This is a genomic window from Paracoccus maritimus (assembly GCF_025195095.1).
Classification (GTDB): domain Bacteria; phylum Pseudomonadota; class Alphaproteobacteria; order Rhodobacterales; family Rhodobacteraceae; genus Paracoccus; species Paracoccus maritimus.
In genome coordinates this window covers 1-21063 of record NZ_JANAVZ010000012.1, presented here as the reverse complement: position 1 = coordinate 21063, position 21063 = coordinate 1, and the positions used below count along the sequence as shown (strand labels likewise).

The window sequence follows — 21063 nt, the reverse complement described above, 5'->3', positions numbered from 1 at the left end:
AATAAGTTCTCGGGCGCGAAGGTTACTTGACGCAACTGGCCAGTTCCGCGGCAGACGGTCAATCGCAGCCTGCGACGACCATGCCGTCCTGATGCGCATTCCGGGTCGCGGGGTCCGGTCCGCTCAGGAAATATCCCCGCACCGAGATCAATCTGCGCCGGGGATCGATACCGTGACTTTCAGACCTGCCGGCGCATTGATCATGCTCAGCCTTCCTCCTGCCGCGTCCAGGATATCCGAGACAATGGCAAGTCCGATGCCCTGACCGTCGGAACTATCCAGCCGTTCGCCGCGCTGCATCAGTCGGGCAAGGTCTTTCTCGGGGATGCCGGGGCCGTCGTCGCTGATCTCGATATGGATCATCTTGGCGGTTCGGGACATCTCGATCCGCACCCCGCTGACTGCGTGGCGCACGGCATTCTCAAGCAGGGCGCCGACGGCTTCGGTCAGATCGTCCCCGTCCATTCGGGCGATCGCATTGTCACAGACGGTAATCTGCCAATCCATGCGACGTCCGGCAGGCACGCGCTGAAGGACCCTTACCACCCTGTCCACCACCGCGGCTGCATCGCAGGTTGCACTGGCGCGATCCGACTGGATCCGGGCGCGGGCCAGTTCGCGGCTAACGAGGCGATGCATGGTCTTGGCCACGCTTTCGACATTGTCGGCAATACGCGCCTGACCCAGCCGGCGAAGTTCGCCGGCATCCCCCATCAAGGCCTGCAACGGCGTCTTGAAGCCGTGCGCCAGGTCTGCGGCGCGGTGGCGTGCCCTGGCCATTTCCCTGTCCCGGTCGTCCAGCAACAGATCAAGCTGCCTCGCCAGAGGCATGACCTCGGACGGCAGATCGCCCCCCAACCGGGCACGCTTGCCAAGCGAAAGATCCGTGATCCGCGCCGCGATGCGCGACAGTGGCCGCAGGCCGATCATCACCTGCGCGACGAAGGCCGCCAGCAGCAGCCCGGCCATCGCGGCTGCATATGGCAGTAGATCCCGAAAGAAGCCGCGCCGGGCATTGACCAATTCTGCACGCTCGGAGGCGACGATCACCGCCATTGGAACGGCCTCTGGGCCGCGTCCGACCAGCAGGTGCCGCTCGATCGCCAAGAGCTGATTTCCTCGCGGACCGGTCAGGCTGACGACCTCTTGCGCGCCGTGCCTGGCGGTCTCTGCCATTGGAAAGGCATAGTCCCATAGTGATCTGGATCGAACCGTCCTTTCTCCAAGGCGCAGCTGCCAGTAATGACCCGAGAAAGGTTGATCATAGTTCGGGTCACGCGGCGCCTGTCGCAGGATCGGTGCGCCGCCCGCAACCGGCTCGACCATCGCGATCACGGCCTGCGCGCGCGCTTCCAGATTCGCAACGGCCACCCGCTCGACATGTCGATCGAAAAGCGCCGCAAGCCCGGCGATGCCGACGCTGAGGCTGACAAGAATCGCGGCACCGCCAGCGACAAGCAATCGCCAGCGCAGCGAAAGCGGTCTCATTTACCGTCATCCAGTCCATAACCGAAGCCGCGTCGGGTCAGGAGGATACCTTGTCCCAGCTTTCGGCGCAGTCGCGTGACGACGGCCTCTAGTGCGTTCGTTTCGCGCGATTCGTCGTCACCGTAGAGATGTTCCAGCAATTCCGTCGGCGGCACGATACGTTCCCGATGCAAGGCGAGATAGGCGACAAGCCGGAACTCCAGAGGCGTCAGAACGACGGGGTTGCCGTCAACCGTGACGGACATGCGATTCAGATCGACCAGGATCCGGCCGATCTGCTGCCGGGGCGCGGCAAGGCCACCGGCACGGCGCACCAAGGCCCGCGCGCGCGCTGTCAATTCCTCCATGCGAAACGGCTTGGGCAGATAATCGTCCGCCCCGGCATCGATACCGTCCACGCGCTCTGTCCAGGCTCCGCGCGCCGTCAGGATCAGAACCGGACTGTCGCAGCCTTCGGCGCGCCATCGTTTCAGGACCGTAAGCCCGTCCAGCCGAGGAAGGCCTAGATCCAGGACGATCAGATCATAGGCTTCGGTCGAGCCCTGAAACCAGGCTAGTTCTCCGTCCTCGACATGCTCGACCACGAATCCAGCGCCGCGCAGGGCCTGCTGCAAGTCCTCGGCGATCCGGCGATCATCTTCGACAATCAGAGCGCGCATCAGTCGTCATCGTCGTCTTCGACGGTCAGGATGTCGCCAGTGGCTGCGTCCAGTTCCACCTCGATCAATCGGCCCTGTGGGGTGATAAGCTCTACCTCATAGACCCATCGGCCGTCTTCCATTTCCAGATCCAGCTCTACCAGTCGCCCAGGATGGGACAGCGACACGATATCGAGGATCTGGTCAAGAGGCATGAAATCGCCTCGAGTCACGGCCTCTGTTGCCATCTCGTAGTCACTGGTCCGGGTCGGCGTGGACTCTCCGCCTGCGGGCAGGGACAGGGTCACGAACAGAAATGAGGCTAGGTGGATTGAACGCATCGTCATCCTTTAGTGCGGCGTCGCTGACATTTCGCTGACAATGGCCGTCAGGCTGCTGTCAGCCGCATGCTTGTAAGCCGTCCTTGCAATGCGGCAAGCGCCGCGATTTCAGTTGAAAGGATAGATCACATGGCACGCAGATGGGGCACGGGTAGCAATGACCAGATAAAGGGTACAGGTCTGGACGATTTCCTGTTCGGCCTGAACGGAAATGATCGGATCTGGGGCTATGGCGGCAACGATGAACTGTTCGGCGGAAACGGGCATGATGCGTTGCTTGGCGGCGGCGGCCATGATGAGCTTGAGGGGGGGGCCGGGAACGACAGGCTGCGTGGCGAGGCCGGCCACGATGAGTTGGAGGGCGGATCCGGTCATGACAGATTGTGGGGCGGATCCGGCAATGACGAGCTGGACGGCGGAAGCGGCAATGACCGTCTGTGGGGCGGCTGGGGCAACGATGAACTGGACGGCGGAAGTGGCAACGACCGTCTGTGGGGCGGCTGGGGCAATGATGAACTGGAGGGCGGCAGTGGACGCGACCGGCTTTCTGGGGGCTTTGGCCGCGACACGCTGGATGGCGGTCATGGAAACGACATCCTGACCGGTGGTCGCGGTCAGGACGTGTTCGAATTCGAATTAGGAGATGGCCGCGATGTCATCACCGATTTCGAGAACGGGACCGACCGCCTGGAGCTGGACGACTTCAGTCGTGCGCAAGTGCAGCGAATCATCAACCAGGCCGAGCAGCGGGGAGACGATCTTGTCCTGCGCCTCAACGGCAGCACCTCTGTCAGCATTCAGGACATGCAGAAATCCGATCTGGACCTGTCAGACTTCACGTTCTGATCGATGAATTGCCTCGTTTCCCGTTGGATGAAACCGCGGGAGATGCGGCAATTCGACCGACGCCGCATGGCCTTCGGTCGCGTATCTGTCAGGTGAAGCTTGCCGTCCGTTGCTCGCGCTCTGGTGCCAGGGCCGAACGGGCGGCTTCTTTGCCCTCTGCCGCCCAGATCGCGCCACGGCGGATCATCTCGGTCACCTGCGGCAGTTTCAGGTCGTCCAGTTCGTGACCGATGGAACAGTAGAACACCCGGCCGCGATCCCAGCGGCGGGTCCATGTCACCGGGATCACCGTTCCCTCGATCCACCACAGGTGGTCGCCCGAGAAGGTCGTGGTCGCCAGCACGTTGTTCGACGGATCTGTCAGCATGTAATATTGTTCGGACCGGATGCGGAAACTGCGGATTCCCTGCACCAGAGGATGGTCGGGCTGGCAGATTGTCACGTCGTAGTCGATGTAATCCTCGGCCGGTTGCAGGTTGTCGGGCCAGCCGGGCGGATGAGCGACGAACTGACCGCCGATCAGGAAGTGATAGGTTGGTCGGTCGCGAAATGCGTCGCCCATGTGACCGTGCCATCCGGCCAGTCCGCAGCCTGCTGCGATCAGCTTCAGCAGACCGTCCTCTTGAGACTTCGTCATATTGCCGAATTCCTCGCGATGTCCGGATCGCGCGGATGACCATATTGGCGTGATCAGGTCCAGATCGGCCAGATCATCCGGGCGCTCCAGCGGCTCCAGCGTGTCGAAGACGACCACCTCGAACCCGTTCGCTTCCAGAAGCGTCCTGTACCAGTCTGCGAAATCGATCGGTGCGTGGCCTTCCCATCCGCCCACGAAAACTGCGGCCTTCATGTCGGCTCCTTCCTGATGAAATCCAGAATCGCGGCCATGTCGCGCGCGCCATAGCCCTTGGTTTCTGCGCGTCGCAGCATGTCCAGCGTCACCTGTCCCTGCGGCATCGACGTGCCTAGACTGGCTGCCAGCGCCGCCGTCACCTCCATGTCCTTGCGCGCCAGCGCAACGGTGAAGGTGACGTCATGCGCGGTTTCGTCCAGATACAGCGGCCGTCTGTAGGACAGCATCGGCGCGGCGGCGGCACTGTTCTCGATCACGTCGAAGGCGGTCGCGGGCGCGATACCCGCCGCTTCGGCCAAGGTCATGGCTTCAGCCAGCGTTTGATTGATGCCGTGGATCAGCGAGTTCACGGCAAGCTTCATCACCGCGCCTGCGCCGGAACGTCCCAGGCAGATCGTGTGACGACCCATTGCGTTAAGAACCGGCATCAGCGGCCTGGCCAGATCGTCGGTGCAGCCGGCCATGATCAGCAGCTGTGCATCCGCCGCCGCCTGGGTGGCGCCCGACACCGGCGCGTCGATGACCAGCGTGCCGGACGGGGCCGTTTCGACCAGTTCAGCGATATGCGATGGGCTCATCGTGCCCATTTCGATGAAGATCTGCGCGCTGTGACCTGAAAAAAGCCCCGCCCGACCAGCATGAACCTCACGCGACGAGGCATCGTCCGCCAGCATGGTGACCACGATCTGGGTCTCTGCGGCCAGGGCCGCAGGCGTCGGGGCCGTCCTGCATCCCAATTCGTGGGCCAGGTCGCGCGCCTTGCCGGCCGAGCGGTTCCACAGCGTCAGATCATGCCCTGCAAGCGCCAGATTCCGGGCCATGCAGGCGCCCATCCGGCCCAGACCGGCGAAACCTATCCGCATCACGCCACCTTGTCGGATGCGATGCCGGAAATTGCCTGGATCAGGCTGTCCTCGGTCACCTCGTCCGAGGTGAATTCGCGCGTGATCCGGCCGTTATGCATGGCAACGATCCGGTCCGAGACATGCAAAACCTCGGGCATCTCGGAACTGATGACGATGACGGCATAGCCCTGCGCGGCCAGTTCGCGGATCAGGTTGTGGATCTCGGACTTGCTGCCGACATCGATACCGCGCGTCGGTTCGTCCACGATCAGGACTTCGGGATGCATCGACAGCCATTTGCCGATCACGATTTTCTGCTGATTTCCACCCGACAGATTGCCGACCTGTTGCCGCCAACCCGGCGTGCGGATGTCCAGCTTGTCCCGATACTGATCGAAGATCGCCACCTCTGCGCCGTTTGCCAGAAACGGCCCCGCGGTCATGTCATCCACCTGCGGCAAGGTCATGTTGTCCCGGCAGTTCATGCCCAGAACAAGGCCTTGCCCCTTTCGATCCTCGGGGACCAGCGAGATGCCCAGTCGGATCGCTTCGATCGGTGATCCGATGCGGACTTCCTGCCCGTTGATCAGGATCTTGCCCGCGGACGGTGCGCGAAGGCCGAAGATGGTTTCGGCGATCTCGGTGCGCCCCGCGCCGACCAGCCCGTAGAAACCGACCACCTCACCCTTGCGGACAGAAAAGCTGACATCCTGATACAATGCTCCGCATTCGAGGCCGCGAACTTCCAGCGCGATGTCGCCCATTTCGTGCTGCAGCGGGCTGCGCGTCAGATCCAGGCTTCGGCCGATCATCGCCTGGGTGACCTTGTCCTCGTCGGTTTCGGCGGTGACCAGCGTGCCACGATATTCGCCGTCGCGCAGGACGCTGATGCGGTCGGTGATCTTGAAGATCTCTTCCATGCGGTGCGAAATATAGATGATCCCGACACCACGGGTTTTCAGATCGGCGATCACGTCGAACAGCACCACCTTTTCCGCGTCCGTCAGCGACGCTGTCGGTTCATCGAAGATGACGGCGCGTGGATCGACGGTCAGGGCGCGCGCGATCTCGACCATCTGCTGGTTCGCGATCGACAGGTCGCCGACGCGGGTGCGGGCATTGAAGCCGACATTCAGCGTCTTCAGGATCGCATCCGTTTCGGCATACAGCCGGGTCCAGTCGACCCGCCCGAACGTCTTGCGGGGCAATTCGCCAAGGAAGATATTCTCGGCCACGCTCAATTCGTCCGCAAGGCTCAGTTCCTGATGGATGAAGACCACCCCCTTGGCTTTGGCCTGAATCGGGGACGTCATCACCACCGGCTCTTCCGCGATCAGGATACGGCCCTCGTCGGGCTGGTGAATGCCGCCAAGCACCTTCATCAGCGTCGATTTTCCGGCGCCGTTTTCGCCCATCAGGGCATGAACCTCGCCCGGCAACACGTTGAAGCTGACACCGTCCAGGGCGCGGACGCCCGGAAACGTCTTCACGATGCCTTCCAGTCGCAGGATCGGGATATCGTTGTTCATGTCTTCAGTTCCTCTTTGCCCTGACGGTTCAGTTGCCGGTCAAGGAACAGCACCGTGATGAGGATGAGGCCGATCACCAGATTGACCGTTTCGGTGTCCGCGCCGATATGGCCCAGGCCCTTGCGCAGCAATTGGATCGCGATGACCCCGCCAAGCGTCGATACGATCGAGCCGTAGCCGCCGGTCAGCTTGGTGCCGCCCAGCACGACGGCGGTGATCGCCCATAATTCGTAAAGCGTGCCGTCATTGGGGTTCACCGAGCCGCTTTCCGAATAGAACACCACCGCCGACAGGGCCGCCAGAAACCCGATCAGCATGAAGTTGATCAGGAAGTGGGGACCGACACGGATTCCTGCATTCACCGCCGCCTCGCGGTTGTTGCCGATCGCATAGGCGTTGCGGCCGTGCACGGTTCTGGTCATCAGCAGCCACAACCCCAAAGCCGTCAGAAGCAGGAACCACGTGGCGGTGTGCAGGCCCAGAAACTGCAACTCGGCGAAATCTACCAGCGTCCAGTTCAGATGGCTGGTGGGCTGTTCGCCGTTATACATGAAGACCAGACCGCGATAGCCCAGCATCGACCCCAGCGTGACGATGAAGGCGTCGACGCCTGTCTTCCAGACGATCAGCCCGTTGATCGCGCCCAGAATCAGGCCGGTCGCCAGCGCGAAGAACCACGCAAGGGGGATCGCCCAGTCGCCGATCGCGGCCATGAACGGCCACGAGAAACTGTCCAGCAGGACCACTGCCGACAGGGCGAATGTCGCGCCGACGGACAGGTCGATATTGCCGTTGACCATGATGATCGTCATGCCAAGCGCGATGATCCCGATCGGTGCCGACTGTTTCAGCAACAACAGCATGTTCTCGAAATCCATGAACGACTTGCTGGTGACGGACAGGATATCGCCCATTACCGTGAAGAAGATCAGCTCGACCGCGATGAAGGCCCAGATCGCCCCCTGCTTGATCAGGTTTTCCTTAGTCATGGTTCCCCTCCTCAGGCGATCGACGACCACAGCCGGCCACGCTTGGCCGCGATGTCCAGCCAGACGGCCAGGATGATGATGATCCAGGTCACGATGTATTGGGCGTAGAATTCCAGCCCTACCAGCAGCAGCCCGTTCTGGATGAACCCCAGGATCAGAACGCCGATCACCGTCTTGAAAACGGTGCCCGATCCGCCCAGAAGCGAGGCGCCGCCCAGGATGACAGCGGCCAGGACTTCAAGTTCCATCCCCTGGCCCACGGTGTTCTGGCTTCCAAGCGAGCGGCTGGCCTGGATCAGCCCTGCCGTCGCCACGCAGAAAGCGGAAATCAGATAGGTGAAGAACACGACGCGGGCGCGAGGCACACCCGAGAACGTCGCCGCGACGCCGTTACCGCCCACGGCATAGACCTTGCGGCCGAAGGGCGTTCGCCCAAGCACAAGGCTGAGCGCCCCGGCCAGCAGCGCGAAAATCAGGATCGGAACGGGGATGCCGACAATGTCGCCCTGTCCGAAGACGCTGAACCAGGTGGCTTCCTTGTCGGCGATGTCCATGTTCTTTCCGCCCGACCATGTCAGCGTCAGGCCATGGATCGCCGACAGCATCCCAAGAGTGACGATAAGGGAATTCAGTTTCAGGTATCCGACCAAGACGCCGATGAAGGCGCCAAGCAGAAGTGTCAGCCCGAACATGGCGGGGATCGCCAGCGTCGGACCCAGCTTGTCGTGCAGATCCAGAACGACGATCGTCGAGAAGGACATCATGGACCCGACCGAAAGATCCAGATTGCCGCCGATGACGACAAAGGTCACGCCAAGCGCCATTACTCCGAGAATCGCGGACGAGCGGATCACCCCGGAAATGTTGTCGATGGCCAGAAATCGCTGATTGGCTATGGCGAATACGACCATGAAAAGGACGAACGCCACCAGAATGCCCTGTCGCGCAAGCAACTTGGCCACGCCTTGTCGTGTCATCGCTGACATTATCTCCTCCCGTTATCGTCTCGCGGCATCCCTGCCGCAGCAATGTTCCACCGGTCCCTTTGGCCTTGCCAGACAGGATTGTCCCGCCTCTGGATTGCGCCAGATGCGCAAACCGGCCGTCCGGCGCTGCAGGGTCGCAGCGACGGTCAAACATATGCGGTGCCATGGATCACGGCACCGCATATGCCCGAGGAACATCAGAAGACGGGCTTGTCGAACTCGGCCATGTTGTCCTGGGTGATCTTCGGAGTGTCGAAGTAGTTCAGGAACGGAAGCTCTTTTCCGCCCAGGATATCGATGGCGGTTTGCAGCGCGGCCTTGGCGTCATCGACGGGCGACTGGTAGATGGAACCCCAGTATTCGCCGGCCTCCATCGCTTCGTATCCGACCGAGAAATTGGTCGCGCCGACGAAGATGATATCGCCCGCGCGTCCTGCGGCCTTGGCGGCGTTCAGGGCGCCGACGCCCATGTTGTCATCGCCGGCATAGACGCCGTCGATGTCGTCATATTTGACCAGAAACGCTTCCATGACCTGCTGGGATTTCTCGCGGTTCCAGTCGCCGGGCTGGGATTCCAGCAGGGTCACGTCGGGACAGACCTCGGGCAGGCGATCCTCGAAGCCCTTGGCGCGTTCGATGGCGGTGGTATAGCCCGGCTGGCCGCTGATCTGGACGATCTGCGCCTCGGTGTCGGTGCCCATCTCTTTGAACTTGTCGCACATGATTTCGGCCGCGCGCGCGCCTTGCGTGATGTTGTCCGGACCCGAGAACGAGCTGACGAAATCGAAGCCCTGCTCGGCGATGTTCGAATTGGTGATGACGACCGGAATTCCAGCCTGCTTGGCCTTGCGCACGGCGGGGATAACGGCCTCTCCGTTGGTCGGCCAGATGATGATCGCATCCACTTCCTGCTGGATCAGATCCTCGATCTGGGCGATCTGGCGGGCGACGTCGCCGCCCGCGTCCAGGACGACGGCCTCGACATCCGGATTTGCGTCGGCGGCTTCGATGAAAGCCTTCTCGTAGGTCGTCTGATAGCTGTCCACGCCGACATTGTTCTGGGTGATGCCGATCGTCATGGTTTCGGCTGCTGCTGCCGTGCCCAGCATCGCTGCGCTGCAGGCCAGCATCGCCTTGATGGTGCGTTTCATTCCTCATCTCCTCCCTGGATTTTCGTCCTCTTTCGCCCGGCGTTCCGTTTGGGGAATCGTCCGATGCGACCTGAACCAATCCAGCGGCATTCAGCGCCAACTAGCACACGCATTTTTGTTCATTCTGGATAATCAGATGTCCAGAATGGATCAAAACCGCGTATCGACTGAGTATCAAACCGGATCAAAACGGGAGGCACGACGATGACAAAGCGCACAACCAGCAAGGGAAAGGCCTCGCCGCAAGACGCCATGCAACAGGAACTTGCCCAAAATATCCGATATGGACAAGCTCGCACGGCAACGTCCGAGCGGCGCGCATCAAAGCCCGCCGGTGCCGAGTTGTCGCGGATTGTGGCGTTCCTGGCCGAACTCGGCGGAGAGATCGAAGCCGCGTTGGAGCCAAATACCCCGAACCCGCATCTGAACATGGTGCTGCATTTGCTGCGCTGTCATATCGAGGGACGGCTGGTGTCTGCGTCATCCATCGTGGCGTCGGCGGGCGTGCCCTATGCGACCGCCGTGCGAAAGCTGCACGACATACAGGCCGCAGGTTTGATCGAACAGCGACCGCGCACGAAATCGGGGAAAAGCTTCTCGCTGCATCCCAGCCCCGCACTGCTGGAACGCTTCAACCAGTTGGCGGATCGTATCGACCGGATCGGCAGCACGACGTTTGCCGGCGGCCAACCCGATCGCGCCCACGAGGACTATTACTTCGGCGGCACCTATGTTCCGGGGAAGGCAATGATCCCGCCGCCGCATGTGCTGCAATCGCCGTTGAGACTGCCCGGCGGGCTGCGCATCCTTGTCCATGGCGATCCGACCTTCATGGTCATGGATCATCTCAAGCGGCAATTCGAACAGATCATCGGCGTCGATATTCATCAGCGCGCCTTCTCGATCGACAGGCTGCGCGAAGAGGCGCTGCGCAATGCAGAACGCGGCAAGAGCCGCTATGACCTGATCGCGCTGGATCTGCCCTGGGTCGGCGAATTCGTGAAGAAGGGTCTGATCCAGCCGCTGCATCGCATCATGGATGTCGCGCGGCTTGACCCCAGCGACTTCCATACGGCTGGCTGGCGTGCGGCGCACTGGGATGGGGTGCCTTATGCCGTGCCCAGCCAGACCACGCCGGAACTGATGTTCTATCGCAAGGACATGTTCGCGATGGCCGGGCTGGAGCCGCCGCGGACGACGGACGACGTGATCGCCGCCGCGCGTCATTTCCACGATTCGCGCAATGGCCAATATGGTGTGGCGTGGAACGCCGCGCGGGGCACCGCACTGGGCCACACCTTCATGATGACTTGTGCCGCGTTCGGGCAGCCGATCATCGATTTGCCCCGGACGGCGGGCGGTTTCGATGCCGACCATCTGGAAGGGCACGAGTTCAGGCCGCGGCTGGATTCCGACCGCGCGCTGGCGGCGGCGGAATATCTTGTCCGGCTGATGGACTATTCGCCCCCCGATATCCTGTCCATGTCGTGGTATGAACGCGTCCGCCCCTTCGCGTCCGGAAAGGTTGCGATGGCCTATGGCTATACGCTGCTTGCGCCGTATTTCGAACTGGACGAAACCTGCCCGGCACATGGCCAAACAGGCTATCTGCCGCATCCGCACGGGCCCGAGGGGGCGCCGATCGCCCCCGTGGGCGGATATGTCCTGGCGGTGCCTGCAAATCTTGCCGAGGATCGCGTTGCGGGCGCCGTCGAGGCGCTGATCGCCTTTACCTCGCCCGCTGCGCAGAAACTGTATGCGCAGAATGGCAGCCGCACCGCGCCCCGCTATTCGGTGGGCGCCGATCCGGAAGTGCACGGTCTGTCGGCGATTTTCGAAACCGTGGATCAGATGTCGTGGCGCGACGAGCTGCAGTTCTGGCCGCGTCCGCCCATCCCGCAGATTTCCGACATCATCCGCATCTGCGGTCACGAACTGCACGACATGCTGCGGGGCATCGCGCCGCCCGCAGACGCCCTGGCGCGCGCGCAGGCCCGCGCCGAGGAAATCATGAGAAAACCGCTTACCTAGGGAGGATCCGATGGACCCCAATCGCCTGAAGGGCAAGAATATTCTGATCACCGGCGCGGGCCGCGGCATGGGTGCCGCCAATGCCCAGCACTTCGCCGAGCAGGGCGCGAATGTCTGCCTTGGGGATCTGGATCTGGACGCAGCTCAAGAGATCGCGCAGCAGATCAATCAGGCCGGAAACGGCAAGGCGATCGCGGTCCGCATGGACGTCACCAAGCGCGAGGACAATGCCGCCGCCGTCGCGGCAACGGTCGAGGAATTCGGGCTGATCAATGTCGGGCTGTTCAATGCCGGACTGAACAAGCCGCGGTTCTTCATGGATATCGATGAGGACAACTGGGACCTCATCATGAACGTGAACACCAAGGCGATGTGGCTGGGCATGCAGGAAACCGCGCGTCAGATGATCCGGCAGGGCAAGCAGGACTATCCCTACAAGCTGATCAATGTGGGTTCGATCGCCTCGCGAAAGCCGCTGGTCGACGTGACCGTCTACTGCACCTCGAAATACGGCTGCCTTGCACTGACCCATTGCGGTGCGGTGGCGCTGTCGGAACACAACATTACCGTCAACGGCTATGCGCCGGGCGTCGTGGTGACGCCGCTGTGGGAACAGCTTGACAAGGATCTGGTCGATATCGGGTTCAAGGACAAGGAAGGGCAGGCCTACGAAGACATCGTCCGCGATGCCCTGCAGATCAAGCGCGTCTCCTATCCCGATGATGTGAAGGGCACGGCCGCGTTCCTGGTCAGTCCCGATAGCGACTACATGACCGGCCAGATGATCCATATCGACGGGGGCTGGTGCATCCAGTGACCAATCAGGCCGGCTTGCGCGCCGGCCATCCACCCACAGACAGACCCTAAACCGGGGCGGGCGTCGGCCTGCCCGATGAAAGGATTTTCCATGTCCCGCGCCCTGATGCCGAATCTTCTTACACCGCAAGACCTTGAACCGAACTGGCGGTGGGAAGGTCGCCTGCCTGCCTGGGGGCACACTTCGGTCGATTTCGAACGCCGGATCGACCATGACCGGTTGCGCCGCTATCGCCTTGCCCGCACGCGTCAGGCCCTGAAAGCGTCCAACGCCGGAACGCTGTTGCTGTTCGACGTCAACAACATCCGCTATGTCAGCGCGACGAAGATCGGCGAATGGGAACGCGACAAGATGTGTCGCTTCTGCCTGCTGACCGGGGACGACAGCCCATATGTGTGGGATTTCGGCTCTGCAGCCATGCATCACAAGAAATATTCCGACTGGCTGGAGCCTGATCACTGCCTTGCCGGTGTCGTGGGCATGCGCGGCACGATCCCGCCTGAATTCGGGCTGATGCGCAAATATGCCAGACAGATCGCGGGCCTGATCCGTGATGCGGGCATGGCCGACATGCCGGTGGGTGTGGATTACGCCGAAACGGCGATGTTCCACGCGCTGCGGGAAGAGGGGATCAACGTGGTCGATGGTCAGCAGATCATGCTGGCGGCGCGCGAGATCAAGAACTGGGACGAGATCCAGTTGCTGACCCAGGCGGCCAGCATGGTCGATGGCGTCTATCACATGATCTACGAGGAACTTAAGCCCGGCGTGCGCGAAAACGACATCGTCGCGCTGTCCAACAAGATGCTCTATGAAATGGGCTCGGACGATGTCGAGGCGATCAACGCGATTTCCGGCGAACGCTGCAATCCGCATCCCCACAACTTCACCGATCGCTATTTCCGGCCCGGCGATCAGGCGTTCTTCGACATCCTGCAATCCTATCAGGGGTACCGGACCTGCTATTACCGGACCTTCAATATCGGTCGTGCGACGCCCGCGCAGCGCGACGCCTATGTGAAGGCGCGCGAATGGATCGACGCCTCGATCGCGATGATCAAGCCGGGCGTCACCACCGACAAGGTTGCAGCCGTCTGGCCCAAGGCCGAGGAATTCGGCTTTCCGAACGAGGACGCGGCATTCGGCCTGCAATTCGGTCACGGGCTTGGGCTTGCGCTGCATGAACGGCCGATCATCAGCCGCGCCGTATCGCTGGATCACCCGATGGAAATCCAGACCGGCATGGTCTTCGCGCTGGAAACCTATTGCCCCGCGGCCGACGGGTATTCCGCGGCCCGGATCGAGGAAGAAGTGGTTGTGACCGATACCGGCGTCGAGGTGATCTCGCTGTTCCCGGGCGAAGAACTGCCGATCGCCAACCGGTATTGACCGTCGTTGCCCGGCCCTTTCCGGCCGGGACGTGTTTTCAACAGAGGATGCGGGGGCGCGATGCCCTTGCCCCTCGTGGGAGGTCCAGATGGCCAGTGCCAAGACAAACACCGAGGATTACTTGCGGATGTATCGCCAGATGGTCCGCATCCGCACCTTCGAGGACAATGCAAACCAGCTTTACCTGTCGGCGAAGATGCCAGGGCTGACACATATGTATTCGGGCGAAGAGGCCGTGGCCGTCGGCATCTGCGAGGCGTTGACCGATGATGATCGCATCACATCGACCCATCGCGGCCACGGGCACTGCGTGGCGAAGGGTGCCGACTTCAAGAAGATGTTCTGCGAATTGCTGGGCAAGGCCGAAGGTTATTGCCGGGGAAAGGGCGGTTCGATGCATATCGCCGATCAAAGCCACGGCAATCTTGGCGCAAACGCCATTGTCGGCGGGTCGATGGGCATCGCGACCGGATCCGCGCTGCGTGCCAAGCTGCAGGGTTCCGACGATGTGACGGTCTGTTTCTTCGGTGATGGTGCGACGGCGCAAGGCCTGATGTACGAGGTGATGAACATGGCCGCGCTTTGGAAACTGCCGGTCATCTATGCCTGCGAGAACAACGGCTATTCCGAATACACCAGGACCGAGGAAATCGCCGCAGGCTCGATCACCGCGCGGGCCGAGGCATTCGGGATCGAGGCGTTCAGGATCGATGGCCAGGATGTCCTGGCGGTGAACGAACTGGCGCAAAAGCTGGTGGCCCGCTGTCGCAAGGGAGAAGGGCCGTTCTTCGTCGAACTGGAAACCTATCGGTATCACGGCCACCATGTCGGCGACATCAACCGGGAATATTATCGTTCCAAGGCGGAAGAGAAGGACTGGCGCGAAAATCGCGATCCGATCGTCCGCTTCCGCACCTGGCTGGTCGATCAGGGCGTCGCGAGCGAGGACGAGATCGAGGCCATCAATGCCGAGATCGAAAAGGATGCCGCCGATGCTGTCGCCTATGCCGAGGCCGCATCCTATCCCGACACGTCCGAAGTCGACATGCATGTCTATGCGGCCTGAGGAGAAGAGACGATGAGAGAGATCACCCTGTCGCAAGCCGTCAACGAGGCCTTGGCCGAGGAAATGCGCCGCGACCCGACGACCTTCATCATCGGCGAGGACGTCGCCGAGGCGGGCACGCCCTTCAAGGTGCTGTCCGGGCTGGTCGAGGAATTCGGAACGGACCGTGTCATCGATACGCCGATCGCCGAGCCGGGCTTCATGGGAATTGCCGTCGGCGCGGCGATGACCGGCGCCCGTCCGATCGTCGATCTGATGTTCGGCGATTTCATCTTCCTGATCATGGATCAGCTGTGCAATCAGGCGGCCAAGACCCACTACATGTCGGGCGGCAAGCTGAACGTGCCCCTTGTGCTGCGCACCAATCTGGGCGCCACGCGCCGGTCGGCGGCCCAGCACTCGCAATCGCTGCAGGCGCTTGTGGCGCATATTCCGGGTCTGAAGGTCGCGATGCCGTCGTCCGCCTACGAGGCCAAGGGGCTGATGAAGACCGCGATCCGCGACAACAACCCCGTCGTGATCTTCGAAGACAAGCTGATGTATCAGGACAAGGCGCCGGTCCCCGAACAGGAATATCTGATCCCGTTCGGTCAGGCGAACATCAAGCGCGAGGGGCGCGACATCACCCTGATCGCAACATCGTCGATGGTTCAGGTGGCGGAAAAAGCCGCCGAAATTCTGGCGAATGAGGGGATCGAGGCCGAAGTCATCGACCCGCGCACGATCGTGCCGCTGGACGAGCAGACATTGCTGGAAAGCGTGCGAAAGACCAGCCGGGCCATCGTCATCGACGAAGGCCACCAAAGTTATGGCGTCACCGCAGAGATCGCCAGCAGGCTGAATGAGAAGGCGTTCTATCATCTTGATGCGCCTGTCCTGCGCATGGGGGCGATGGACGTGCCCGTGCCGTTCTCGCCCGCGCTTGAGGATCTGACCGTTCCGACGCCCGAAGACGTCGCCGCGAACGCGCGCAAGCTGTGCGCCGGGGAGATGATCCATGCCGCATGACGTCACCATGCCCCAACTGGGCATGGCCCAGGATGCAGGCAAGATCGTCTCGTGGCTGAAGAAACCGGGCGATGCCGTATCCAAGGGCGATGCGCTGTTCGAGGTGGAAACCGACAAGGCCACGATGGAGGTCGAAGCGCAGGCGGACGGGTTTCTGACAGGCGTCAGGGCCGAGGCGGGCGAGGATGTGCCCGTCGGTCAGATCATTGCGCGCATCACCGACAGCGCGGACGAGCCTGCGGATGAACCCGAACCGAAATCGGATGCCACGCCGGGCGCATCGGCCACAGCGGCGTTGCCCAAGGGCAGGGAAGTCACCATGCCGCAGCTTGGCATGGCGCAGGACAGCGGTCTGCTGGTCAACTGGCAGAAGGCCCCCGGCGATCAGGTTGCCGAGGATGATGTCCTGTTCGAGGTCGAAACCGACAAGAGCACGATGGAGGTGCCGGCAGGCGCCGCCGGATATCTTGCCGCGACGCTGGCCGAGGCGGGCGAGACGGTTCCCGTCGGATCGGCGGTCGCCATCATCAGCGCCGACCGGCCGGAAAATCCCGTCTCGCGCAGCTTTCAAAATGGCCCCGACGAAACCCCAAAGGTGACAGCGCCCAAGAAGGCCGAGGCAGAAAAATCGTCTCAGCCGGTCACCTCCAACGCGCGTTCGTCCGCGCAACCAAGGCAGGGTGGCCGCATTCTTGCCTCTCCGAAGGCGCGGCGACTGGCGGCCGAGCGCGGCCTGGACCTTGCGCGGCTGGTAGATGCGGGCCATCCGCAGCCCTATCACGCAGCGGATCTGGACAGGCTGGCGTCCCTGCCGTCGCCCGCTGCGTCGGGCCCCGCGGTCGCCGCGCAGCGCCTGACAGCCGAGTTGGATGAAGAAGGCCTGACCGAGTTCGTTTCATGGGCGCGCAACCCGCAGGGGCTGGCCGATCCCGACGCGATCCTCGCCGGTCTTGCCGGTGCCTGCCTGCCCGTGTCCGGGACAAAGGTGGTTGCCATTCAGCGTCTGGGCGTGCAGCGCAGCTACTCCGTGCCCGCAGGGCCGGATCTGTCGCAAGTCGTGCGCAGCGACGATCGTCCTGCGCTGTTGCTTCGAGATCTGCGCGACAGCCGCCTGCGGCATGTCGAGATGGGTGCGGCAGAGATTCCCGTGCTGACCATGATGGCAGCCGGACGCGGTCTGTCGATCACTTTGGAATGCAGTTCTGCCCAGCTTGAAGCAGGCGACGCGATCAACCTTCTCACCGAATTTGCAGGTCGGCTGGAACAGCCGCTTCGCCACCTGCTTTGACATCTGGAAACGCCGAAATGGAACATACCGACCTTTACATCGATGGCGACTGGCGGAAGTCCGGAGACCGGTTCGACGTCATTAACCCGGCTACCGAAGAGGTTCTGGCCTCGGTTGCTTCGGCAGATATCGCGGACGCCGATGCCGCTTTGGATGCCGCTGAGCGCGCGATGGGGGAATGGGCCGCGCGGACCCCGCGGCAGCGTTCAGAAGTGCTTCGCAAGGCGTGGGAGCTGATGACCGCGCAGCTTGACGATTTCGCGCGCCTCATCACGCTGGAAAACGGCAAGGCCCGTGCCGATGCGATGGGCGAGGCCACCTATGCCGCCGAATTCTTCCGCTGGTTCGCGGAAGAGGCGGTTCGCGCCGATGGGATGATCACCCGTGCCCCGTCGTCCGGCGCACGGATCATGGTCCAGCACAAGCCTGCGGGTCTGGCGGTCCTTGTGACGCCCTGGAACTATCCTGCCGCGATGGGGACGCGCAAGATCGCACCGGCCCTGGCGGCTGGGTGCGGCGTCATCATCAAACCGGCGTCCGAGACACCTCTGACCATGCTGGCACTGATGCCGCTGCTGGCCGAGGCCGGGGTTCCACCCGGGCTGGTGAATGTCCTGCCGTCGCGCCGGACAGGGGCCCTGGTCGATCACATGCTGCACGACCCGCGCGTGCGGGTGGTCAGCTTCACCGGTTCGACCGGTGTGGGGCGCAAGCTGCTGAAATCGGCGGCGGACCAGGTGCTGAAACCAGCGATGGAACTGGGCGGAAACGCACCCTGCATCATTTTCGAGGATGCCGACATGAACGAGGCGATCGACGGCACGATGCAGGCCAAGATGCGCAACCTGGGCGAGGCCTGCACCGCGGCCAACAGGATCTATGTCCACAGGTCCATCGCGGCAGAATTTACCCGCCGACTGACCGAACGCATGTCCGCGCTGCGGCTGGGCGACGGCAGCGATCCATCCGTGGATGTCGGGCCGCTGGTCAACGCGGCGACGCGGGACAAGGTGGCTGAATTCGTCCAGGACGCAGTTGCCAAGGGCGCACGGATCGAATGCGGCGGATCGGTTCCCGAGGGGCGGGGCTTCTTCTACCCACCCACGGTTCTATCGGGTGTCCCCGAAGCCGCCGATTGCGTCCATGACGAGATATTCGGCCCGGTCGCCGCGATTCAGACCTTTACAGATCAGGACGACGTGATCCGGCGCGCCAATGATACGGAATACGGCCTTGTAGCCTATGTCTTCTCGCGCGATTTCAGGCGCGCCATGCAGGTCTGCGAGCGTCTGGACTATGGCATGGTCGGACTGAACCGGGGGCTTGTCAGCGATCCCGCCGCGCCGTTCGGAGGCGTCAAGCAATCCGGGCTGGGGCGTGAAGGCGGGCACGAGGGCATGCTGGAGTTCATGGAAACGCAATATATCTCGGCAAGCTGGTAGGTGACAGGATGACGGATGTAATCGCACCGCCCTCGGTTCGGGCGCTGGCACGCGAGAAGGGAATAGATCTGGATCGGCTTGGTCGTGACCTTGGCCGGACCAGTATCGCGCGCGAAGATCTAAAGGCCGGGCAAAGCACAACGGGCAGCCCTTCGGCCTCTGCCTATTGGGATGTTGATCACGTCGCCTACGGCCCGGTCACAGAAGAGGCGACCAGCCGGTTTTCCCGCGTCGCCGCCGCCAATCTTGCAGCGGCCAACGCGTTGATTCCGCAAGTCACCCATCATGATCGCGCCGATGTCACCGCGATCGAGTCGCTTCGCCGACAGTGGAAGGCCGAGGCGGCTGCCCGTGGGATCAAGCTGACGCCACTGGCGTTCCATGTGGCGGCGCTGGCCCGCTGCCTGCGCGCGTATCCCCGGTTCAACGCCTCGTTGTCGGCGGACGGCCAGATCCTTTTCATCAAGGATTATGTTCATATCGCCATCGCGGTCGATACCGAACACGGACTGATGGTGCCTGTCATTCGCGACGCGGACCGAAAGGGCCTGTGGACGATTGCCGCAGAAATATCCGATCTTGCCGGCCGCGCGCAGGCGCGCAAGATCGGCCCTGATGAAATGGTGGGCGCGTCGATGACCATCTCTAATCTGGGCGGGATCGGCGGCACGGGGTTCACACCCATCGTGAACCCGCCCGAGCTGGCGATCCTTGGCATCACGAGGACGGAAACGATCACGGTCTGGCACGACGGGGTTCCCAAACCTGTGCCGATGGTCCCGCTGGACCTCAGCTATGATCATCGGGTGATCAACGGGGCCGAGGCCGCGCGCTTTCTTTCCCATTACGCGGCGCTGATCGCCGATCCTCGCCGCATGATCGTGTCATGACGGAACAGTGGATTCTGCGAAGGATCGGGCCAGGCTATTCGGTTTCGCCCTCTTCGATCGGATCAAAAGCTCCGACCGAGATTGCCAGCAGCAGCCAGCGCGATCCCTCGCGCTCGAAGGTCAGATCAAAGCTGACATGTTGCGGCTGCAGCGGGAAATAGCCTGTCAGCCGCATCTGGGACTGTTGTTCAGCCAGGTCCGTTCGCAGCAGAACGGGATCTGTGACAAGCACAGGCAACAGATCCAGGCGTTGCACGCGCAATTGCGTGAACAGCCCGGCAAGGCGTGTCGGGTCGTTGGTCAGCGCGAAATCCGGCGACGCATAGTCGCGCAGGACCGTGTAGTTGCCTGTCCAGTTGCCATGATTGACCGCCGTCAGGACATCGCGGACCACGGCGGTGGCGTAGCTTTCCTCGACCAGAGGCGCATCGTCCTGCGACTGCGCATTGACGTTTCCGGCCATGAAAGGGGTCGCCGCAAGCAGCAGCGCCCCCAGAAGTATCGTTGCGATATGTCTTACCACGCGTATGTCACACCAATTCGACCACCGATCTGGTCACGATCCATACCGTAGGTGATGCCCGCGTCAAACTGGGTATTGGCGTTGAAGCGATAGCCCATCGAGGCTGCAATGGCCTGACTGCCCTCGAAGCTGCCCAACCCGGCCGATACCGCAAAGGTCCGATCCTCGGGGACATAGGGCGCATCCAGCGCCATCGCCATGGCGATACCTTCCTTGTTGTCCTCGATCTGCCTGGAGTTCGACCGGATCGAATTGCTGAGCGATCCCATCGCCGTGCCAAGCGAACGATCGACGGCAAGGTTGCCCTGCGCGTCCGAGGTGACCACGCCGACCGCCCCTGACTGCGCCGCCAGGCTGGCTTCGGAGGCGATGCCGGCTGCGCGATAGGTGTTGCTTGTGTTGCCCAGCACGAACTGATTGTCGCCCGTCGCTTCCGCGCCGGCGCCGATGGCGACCGAGTTGTCGCCTGTCGCCGAGGCCTGATCGCCCACTGCGATGGACCGTGCACCGGCGGCAGCCGCCGCCTCGCCAACTGCGGTGGACCGCACGCCCGTCGCCTGCGCCAGATGCCCGAAGGCCTGTGCCCGTTCAGCCGTTGCCGCCGATTGCCAGCCCAGTGCCGTCGCGCCCGGACCCATGGCAACGGATTCGCCACCGATTGCCGTGGTCGAGGTGCCGTTGGCCATCGCCGTATCGCCAAGCGCCAACGCATCGGTGCCGTTCGCGATGCTTTCATTGCCGATGGCGGTGGACAGGTCGCTTTGCGCATCGGCGTTTTCACCGACGGCCAGCGAACGCACGCCCTGCGCGGTCGCCAGATGCCCGAAGGCCTGCGCGCGTTCGGCGGTGGCCATCGACTGCCAGCCGATGGCAGAGGCGCCGGGGCCGGTTGCAACGGATTCGCCGCCGATGGCCGTTGTCGAGGGGCCATTGGCTGCCGCAG

20 protein-coding genes are annotated in these 21063 nt (G+C 62.5%); 9 read left to right on the top strand and 11 right to left on the bottom strand.

Annotation, left to right across the window (positions count from 1 at the left end; genetic code table 11):
• Positions 1-147: 147 nt before the first annotated feature.
• From MU516_RS16530 to MU516_RS16520, 3 genes are read right to left on the bottom strand one after another with little or no spacing between them, the layout of a single operon-like run.
• Entirely contained in the window at positions 148-1488 is a 1341-nt protein-coding gene (locus tag MU516_RS16530) for a sensor histidine kinase (RefSeq protein WP_260278376.1), read from the bottom strand.
• Positions 1485-2147: a response regulator transcription factor gene (locus MU516_RS16525; protein WP_260278375.1), complete on the bottom strand. Its 663-nt coding sequence runs from the start codon at positions 2145-2147 to the stop codon at positions 1485-1487. The genes MU516_RS16530 and MU516_RS16525 overlap by 4 nt, the downstream gene beginning before the upstream one ends.
• A complete protein-coding gene (locus tag MU516_RS16520; RefSeq protein ID WP_260278374.1) occupies positions 2147-2467 on the bottom strand; it encodes a PepSY domain-containing protein in 321 nt (106 codons plus the stop codon). The genes MU516_RS16525 and MU516_RS16520 overlap by 1 nt, the downstream gene beginning before the upstream one ends.
• A 129-nt stretch (positions 2468-2596) precedes the next feature.
• Between MU516_RS16520 and MU516_RS16515 the strand changes: the two genes are divergently transcribed.
• The gene (locus MU516_RS16515) at positions 2597-3313 is read left to right on the top strand and encodes a calcium-binding protein (protein WP_260278373.1); all 717 of its coding nucleotides are present in this window, start codon (positions 2597-2599) and stop codon (positions 3311-3313) included.
• Between the two features lie 88 nt (positions 3314-3401).
• Here MU516_RS16515 and MU516_RS16510 read toward each other — a convergent pair whose 3' ends face one another.
• From MU516_RS16510 to MU516_RS16485, 6 genes are all read right to left on the bottom strand, one after another.
• Positions 3402-4163: a ThuA domain-containing protein gene (locus tag MU516_RS16510; RefSeq protein ID WP_260278372.1), complete on the bottom strand. Its 762-nt coding sequence runs from the start codon at positions 4161-4163 to the stop codon at positions 3402-3404.
• Positions 4160-5029 (bottom strand): NAD(P)-dependent oxidoreductase, encoded by an 870-nt coding sequence (locus tag MU516_RS16505; RefSeq protein WP_260278371.1) that lies wholly within the window; start codon positions 5027-5029, stop codon positions 4160-4162. The genes MU516_RS16510 and MU516_RS16505 overlap by 4 nt, the downstream gene beginning before the upstream one ends.
• Complete coding sequence (locus MU516_RS16500) at positions 5029-6540, bottom strand: sugar ABC transporter ATP-binding protein (RefSeq protein WP_260278370.1); 1512 nt, start codon at positions 6538-6540, stop codon at positions 5029-5031. Before MU516_RS16500 ends, MU516_RS16505 begins: the two co-directional genes overlap by 1 nt.
• On the bottom strand, positions 6537-7529 hold the full coding sequence (locus tag MU516_RS16495) for an ABC transporter permease (RefSeq protein ID WP_260278369.1): 993 nt from the start codon (positions 7527-7529) through the stop codon (positions 6537-6539). Before MU516_RS16495 ends, MU516_RS16500 begins: the two co-directional genes overlap by 4 nt.
• Positions 7530-7540: 11 nt before the next feature.
• Positions 7541-8506 carry an ABC transporter permease gene (locus MU516_RS16490; RefSeq protein WP_425606876.1) on the bottom strand — a complete coding sequence of 322 codons (966 nt, stop codon included), beginning with the start codon at positions 8504-8506 and terminating at the stop codon, positions 7541-7543.
• 206 nt (positions 8507-8712) lie between these two features.
• On the bottom strand, positions 8713-9666 hold the full coding sequence (locus MU516_RS16485; protein ID WP_260278367.1) for a sugar ABC transporter substrate-binding protein: 954 nt from the start codon (positions 9664-9666) through the stop codon (positions 8713-8715).
• A gap of 204 nt (positions 9667-9870) precedes the next feature.
• On the opposite strand from MU516_RS16485, the gene MU516_RS16480 reads away from it, so the two are divergent.
• From MU516_RS16480 to MU516_RS16445, 8 genes are all read left to right on the top strand, one after another.
• Positions 9871-11697: an ABC transporter substrate-binding protein gene (locus MU516_RS16480; protein ID WP_260278366.1), complete on the top strand. Its 1827-nt coding sequence runs from the start codon at positions 9871-9873 to the stop codon at positions 11695-11697.
• Positions 11698-11707: 10 nt separating this feature from the next.
• Positions 11708-12514: an SDR family NAD(P)-dependent oxidoreductase gene (locus MU516_RS16475; protein ID WP_260278365.1), complete on the top strand. Its 807-nt coding sequence runs from the start codon at positions 11708-11710 to the stop codon at positions 12512-12514.
• A gap of 90 nt (positions 12515-12604) precedes the next feature.
• The gene (locus tag MU516_RS16470) at positions 12605-13903 is read left to right on the top strand and encodes a M24 family metallopeptidase (protein WP_260278364.1); all 1299 of its coding nucleotides are present in this window, start codon (positions 12605-12607) and stop codon (positions 13901-13903) included.
• 88 nt (positions 13904-13991) lie between these two features.
• The gene (locus tag MU516_RS16465; protein ID WP_260278363.1) at positions 13992-14969 is read left to right on the top strand and encodes a thiamine pyrophosphate-dependent dehydrogenase E1 component subunit alpha; all 978 of its coding nucleotides are present in this window, start codon (positions 13992-13994) and stop codon (positions 14967-14969) included.
• 12 nt (positions 14970-14981) lie between these two features.
• Positions 14982-15977, top strand: coding sequence for an alpha-ketoacid dehydrogenase subunit beta (locus MU516_RS16460; protein WP_260278362.1), 996 nt, complete (start codon positions 14982-14984; stop codon positions 15975-15977).
• Complete coding sequence (locus MU516_RS16455) at positions 15967-17265, top strand: biotin/lipoyl-containing protein (RefSeq protein ID WP_260278361.1); 1299 nt, start codon at positions 15967-15969, stop codon at positions 17263-17265. Before MU516_RS16460 ends, MU516_RS16455 begins: the two co-directional genes overlap by 11 nt.
• A gap of 17 nt (positions 17266-17282) precedes the next feature.
• On the top strand, positions 17283-18707 hold the full coding sequence (locus tag MU516_RS16450) for an NAD-dependent succinate-semialdehyde dehydrogenase (RefSeq protein ID WP_260278360.1): 1425 nt from the start codon (positions 17283-17285) through the stop codon (positions 18705-18707).
• 8 nt (positions 18708-18715) lie between these two features.
• Positions 18716-19597, top strand: a complete 882-nt coding sequence (locus MU516_RS16445) for a 2-oxo acid dehydrogenase subunit E2 (RefSeq protein WP_260278359.1) — start codon at positions 18716-18718, stop codon at positions 19595-19597.
• A 34-nt stretch (positions 19598-19631) separates the two neighbouring features.
• On the opposite strand, the gene MU516_RS16440 is transcribed toward MU516_RS16445, so the two are convergent.
• Positions 19632-20120: a hypothetical protein gene (locus MU516_RS16440; RefSeq protein ID WP_260278358.1), complete on the bottom strand. Its 489-nt coding sequence runs from the start codon at positions 20118-20120 to the stop codon at positions 19632-19634.
• Positions 20114-21063: YadA-like family protein (locus tag MU516_RS16435; RefSeq protein ID WP_260278357.1), on the bottom strand; the 950-nt coding region annotated here is incomplete at its 5' end. The genes MU516_RS16435 and MU516_RS16440, both read right to left, overlap by 7 nt.

Coding starts and splice junctions, on each gene's coding strand:
- MU516_RS16510 (WP_260278372.1), bottom strand. CDS start 4,163: ATGAAGGCCGCAGTTTTCGTGGGCGGATGGGAAGGCCACGCACCGATC.
- MU516_RS16505 (WP_260278371.1), bottom strand. CDS start 5,029: ATGCGGATAGGTTTCGCCGGTCTGGGCCGGATGGGCGCCTGCATGGCC.
- MU516_RS16530 (WP_260278376.1), bottom strand. CDS start 1,488: ATGAGACCGCTTTCGCTGCGCTGGCGATTGCTTGTCGCTGGCGGTGCC.
- MU516_RS16520 (WP_260278374.1), bottom strand. CDS start 2,467: ATGCGTTCAATCCACCTAGCCTCATTTCTGTTCGTGACCCTGTCCCTG.
- MU516_RS16445 (WP_260278359.1), top strand. CDS start 18,716: ATGACGGATGTAATCGCACCGCCCTCGGTTCGGGCGCTGGCACGCGAG.
- MU516_RS16490 (WP_425606876.1), bottom strand. CDS start 8,506: ATGACACGACAAGGCGTGGCCAAGTTGCTTGCGCGACAGGGCATTCTG.
- MU516_RS16465 (WP_260278363.1), top strand. CDS start 13,992: ATGGCCAGTGCCAAGACAAACACCGAGGATTACTTGCGGATGTATCGC.
- MU516_RS16485 (WP_260278367.1), bottom strand. CDS start 9,666: ATGAAACGCACCATCAAGGCGATGCTGGCCTGCAGCGCAGCGATGCTG.
- MU516_RS16500 (WP_260278370.1), bottom strand. CDS start 6,540: ATGAACAACGATATCCCGATCCTGCGACTGGAAGGCATCGTGAAGACG.
- MU516_RS16515 (WP_260278373.1), top strand. CDS start 2,597: ATGGCACGCAGATGGGGCACGGGTAGCAATGACCAGATAAAGGGTACA.
- MU516_RS16455 (WP_260278361.1), top strand. CDS start 15,967: ATGCCGCATGACGTCACCATGCCCCAACTGGGCATGGCCCAGGATGCA.
- MU516_RS16495 (WP_260278369.1), bottom strand. CDS start 7,529: ATGACTAAGGAAAACCTGATCAAGCAGGGGGCGATCTGGGCCTTCATC.
- MU516_RS16525 (WP_260278375.1), bottom strand. CDS start 2,147: ATGCGCGCTCTGATTGTCGAAGATGATCGCCGGATCGCCGAGGACTTG.
- MU516_RS16460 (WP_260278362.1), top strand. CDS start 14,982: ATGAGAGAGATCACCCTGTCGCAAGCCGTCAACGAGGCCTTGGCCGAG.
- MU516_RS16480 (WP_260278366.1), top strand. CDS start 9,871: ATGACAAAGCGCACAACCAGCAAGGGAAAGGCCTCGCCGCAAGACGCC.
- MU516_RS16470 (WP_260278364.1), top strand. CDS start 12,605: ATGTCCCGCGCCCTGATGCCGAATCTTCTTACACCGCAAGACCTTGAA.
- MU516_RS16450 (WP_260278360.1), top strand. CDS start 17,283: ATGGAACATACCGACCTTTACATCGATGGCGACTGGCGGAAGTCCGGA.
- MU516_RS16475 (WP_260278365.1), top strand. CDS start 11,708: ATGGACCCCAATCGCCTGAAGGGCAAGAATATTCTGATCACCGGCGCG.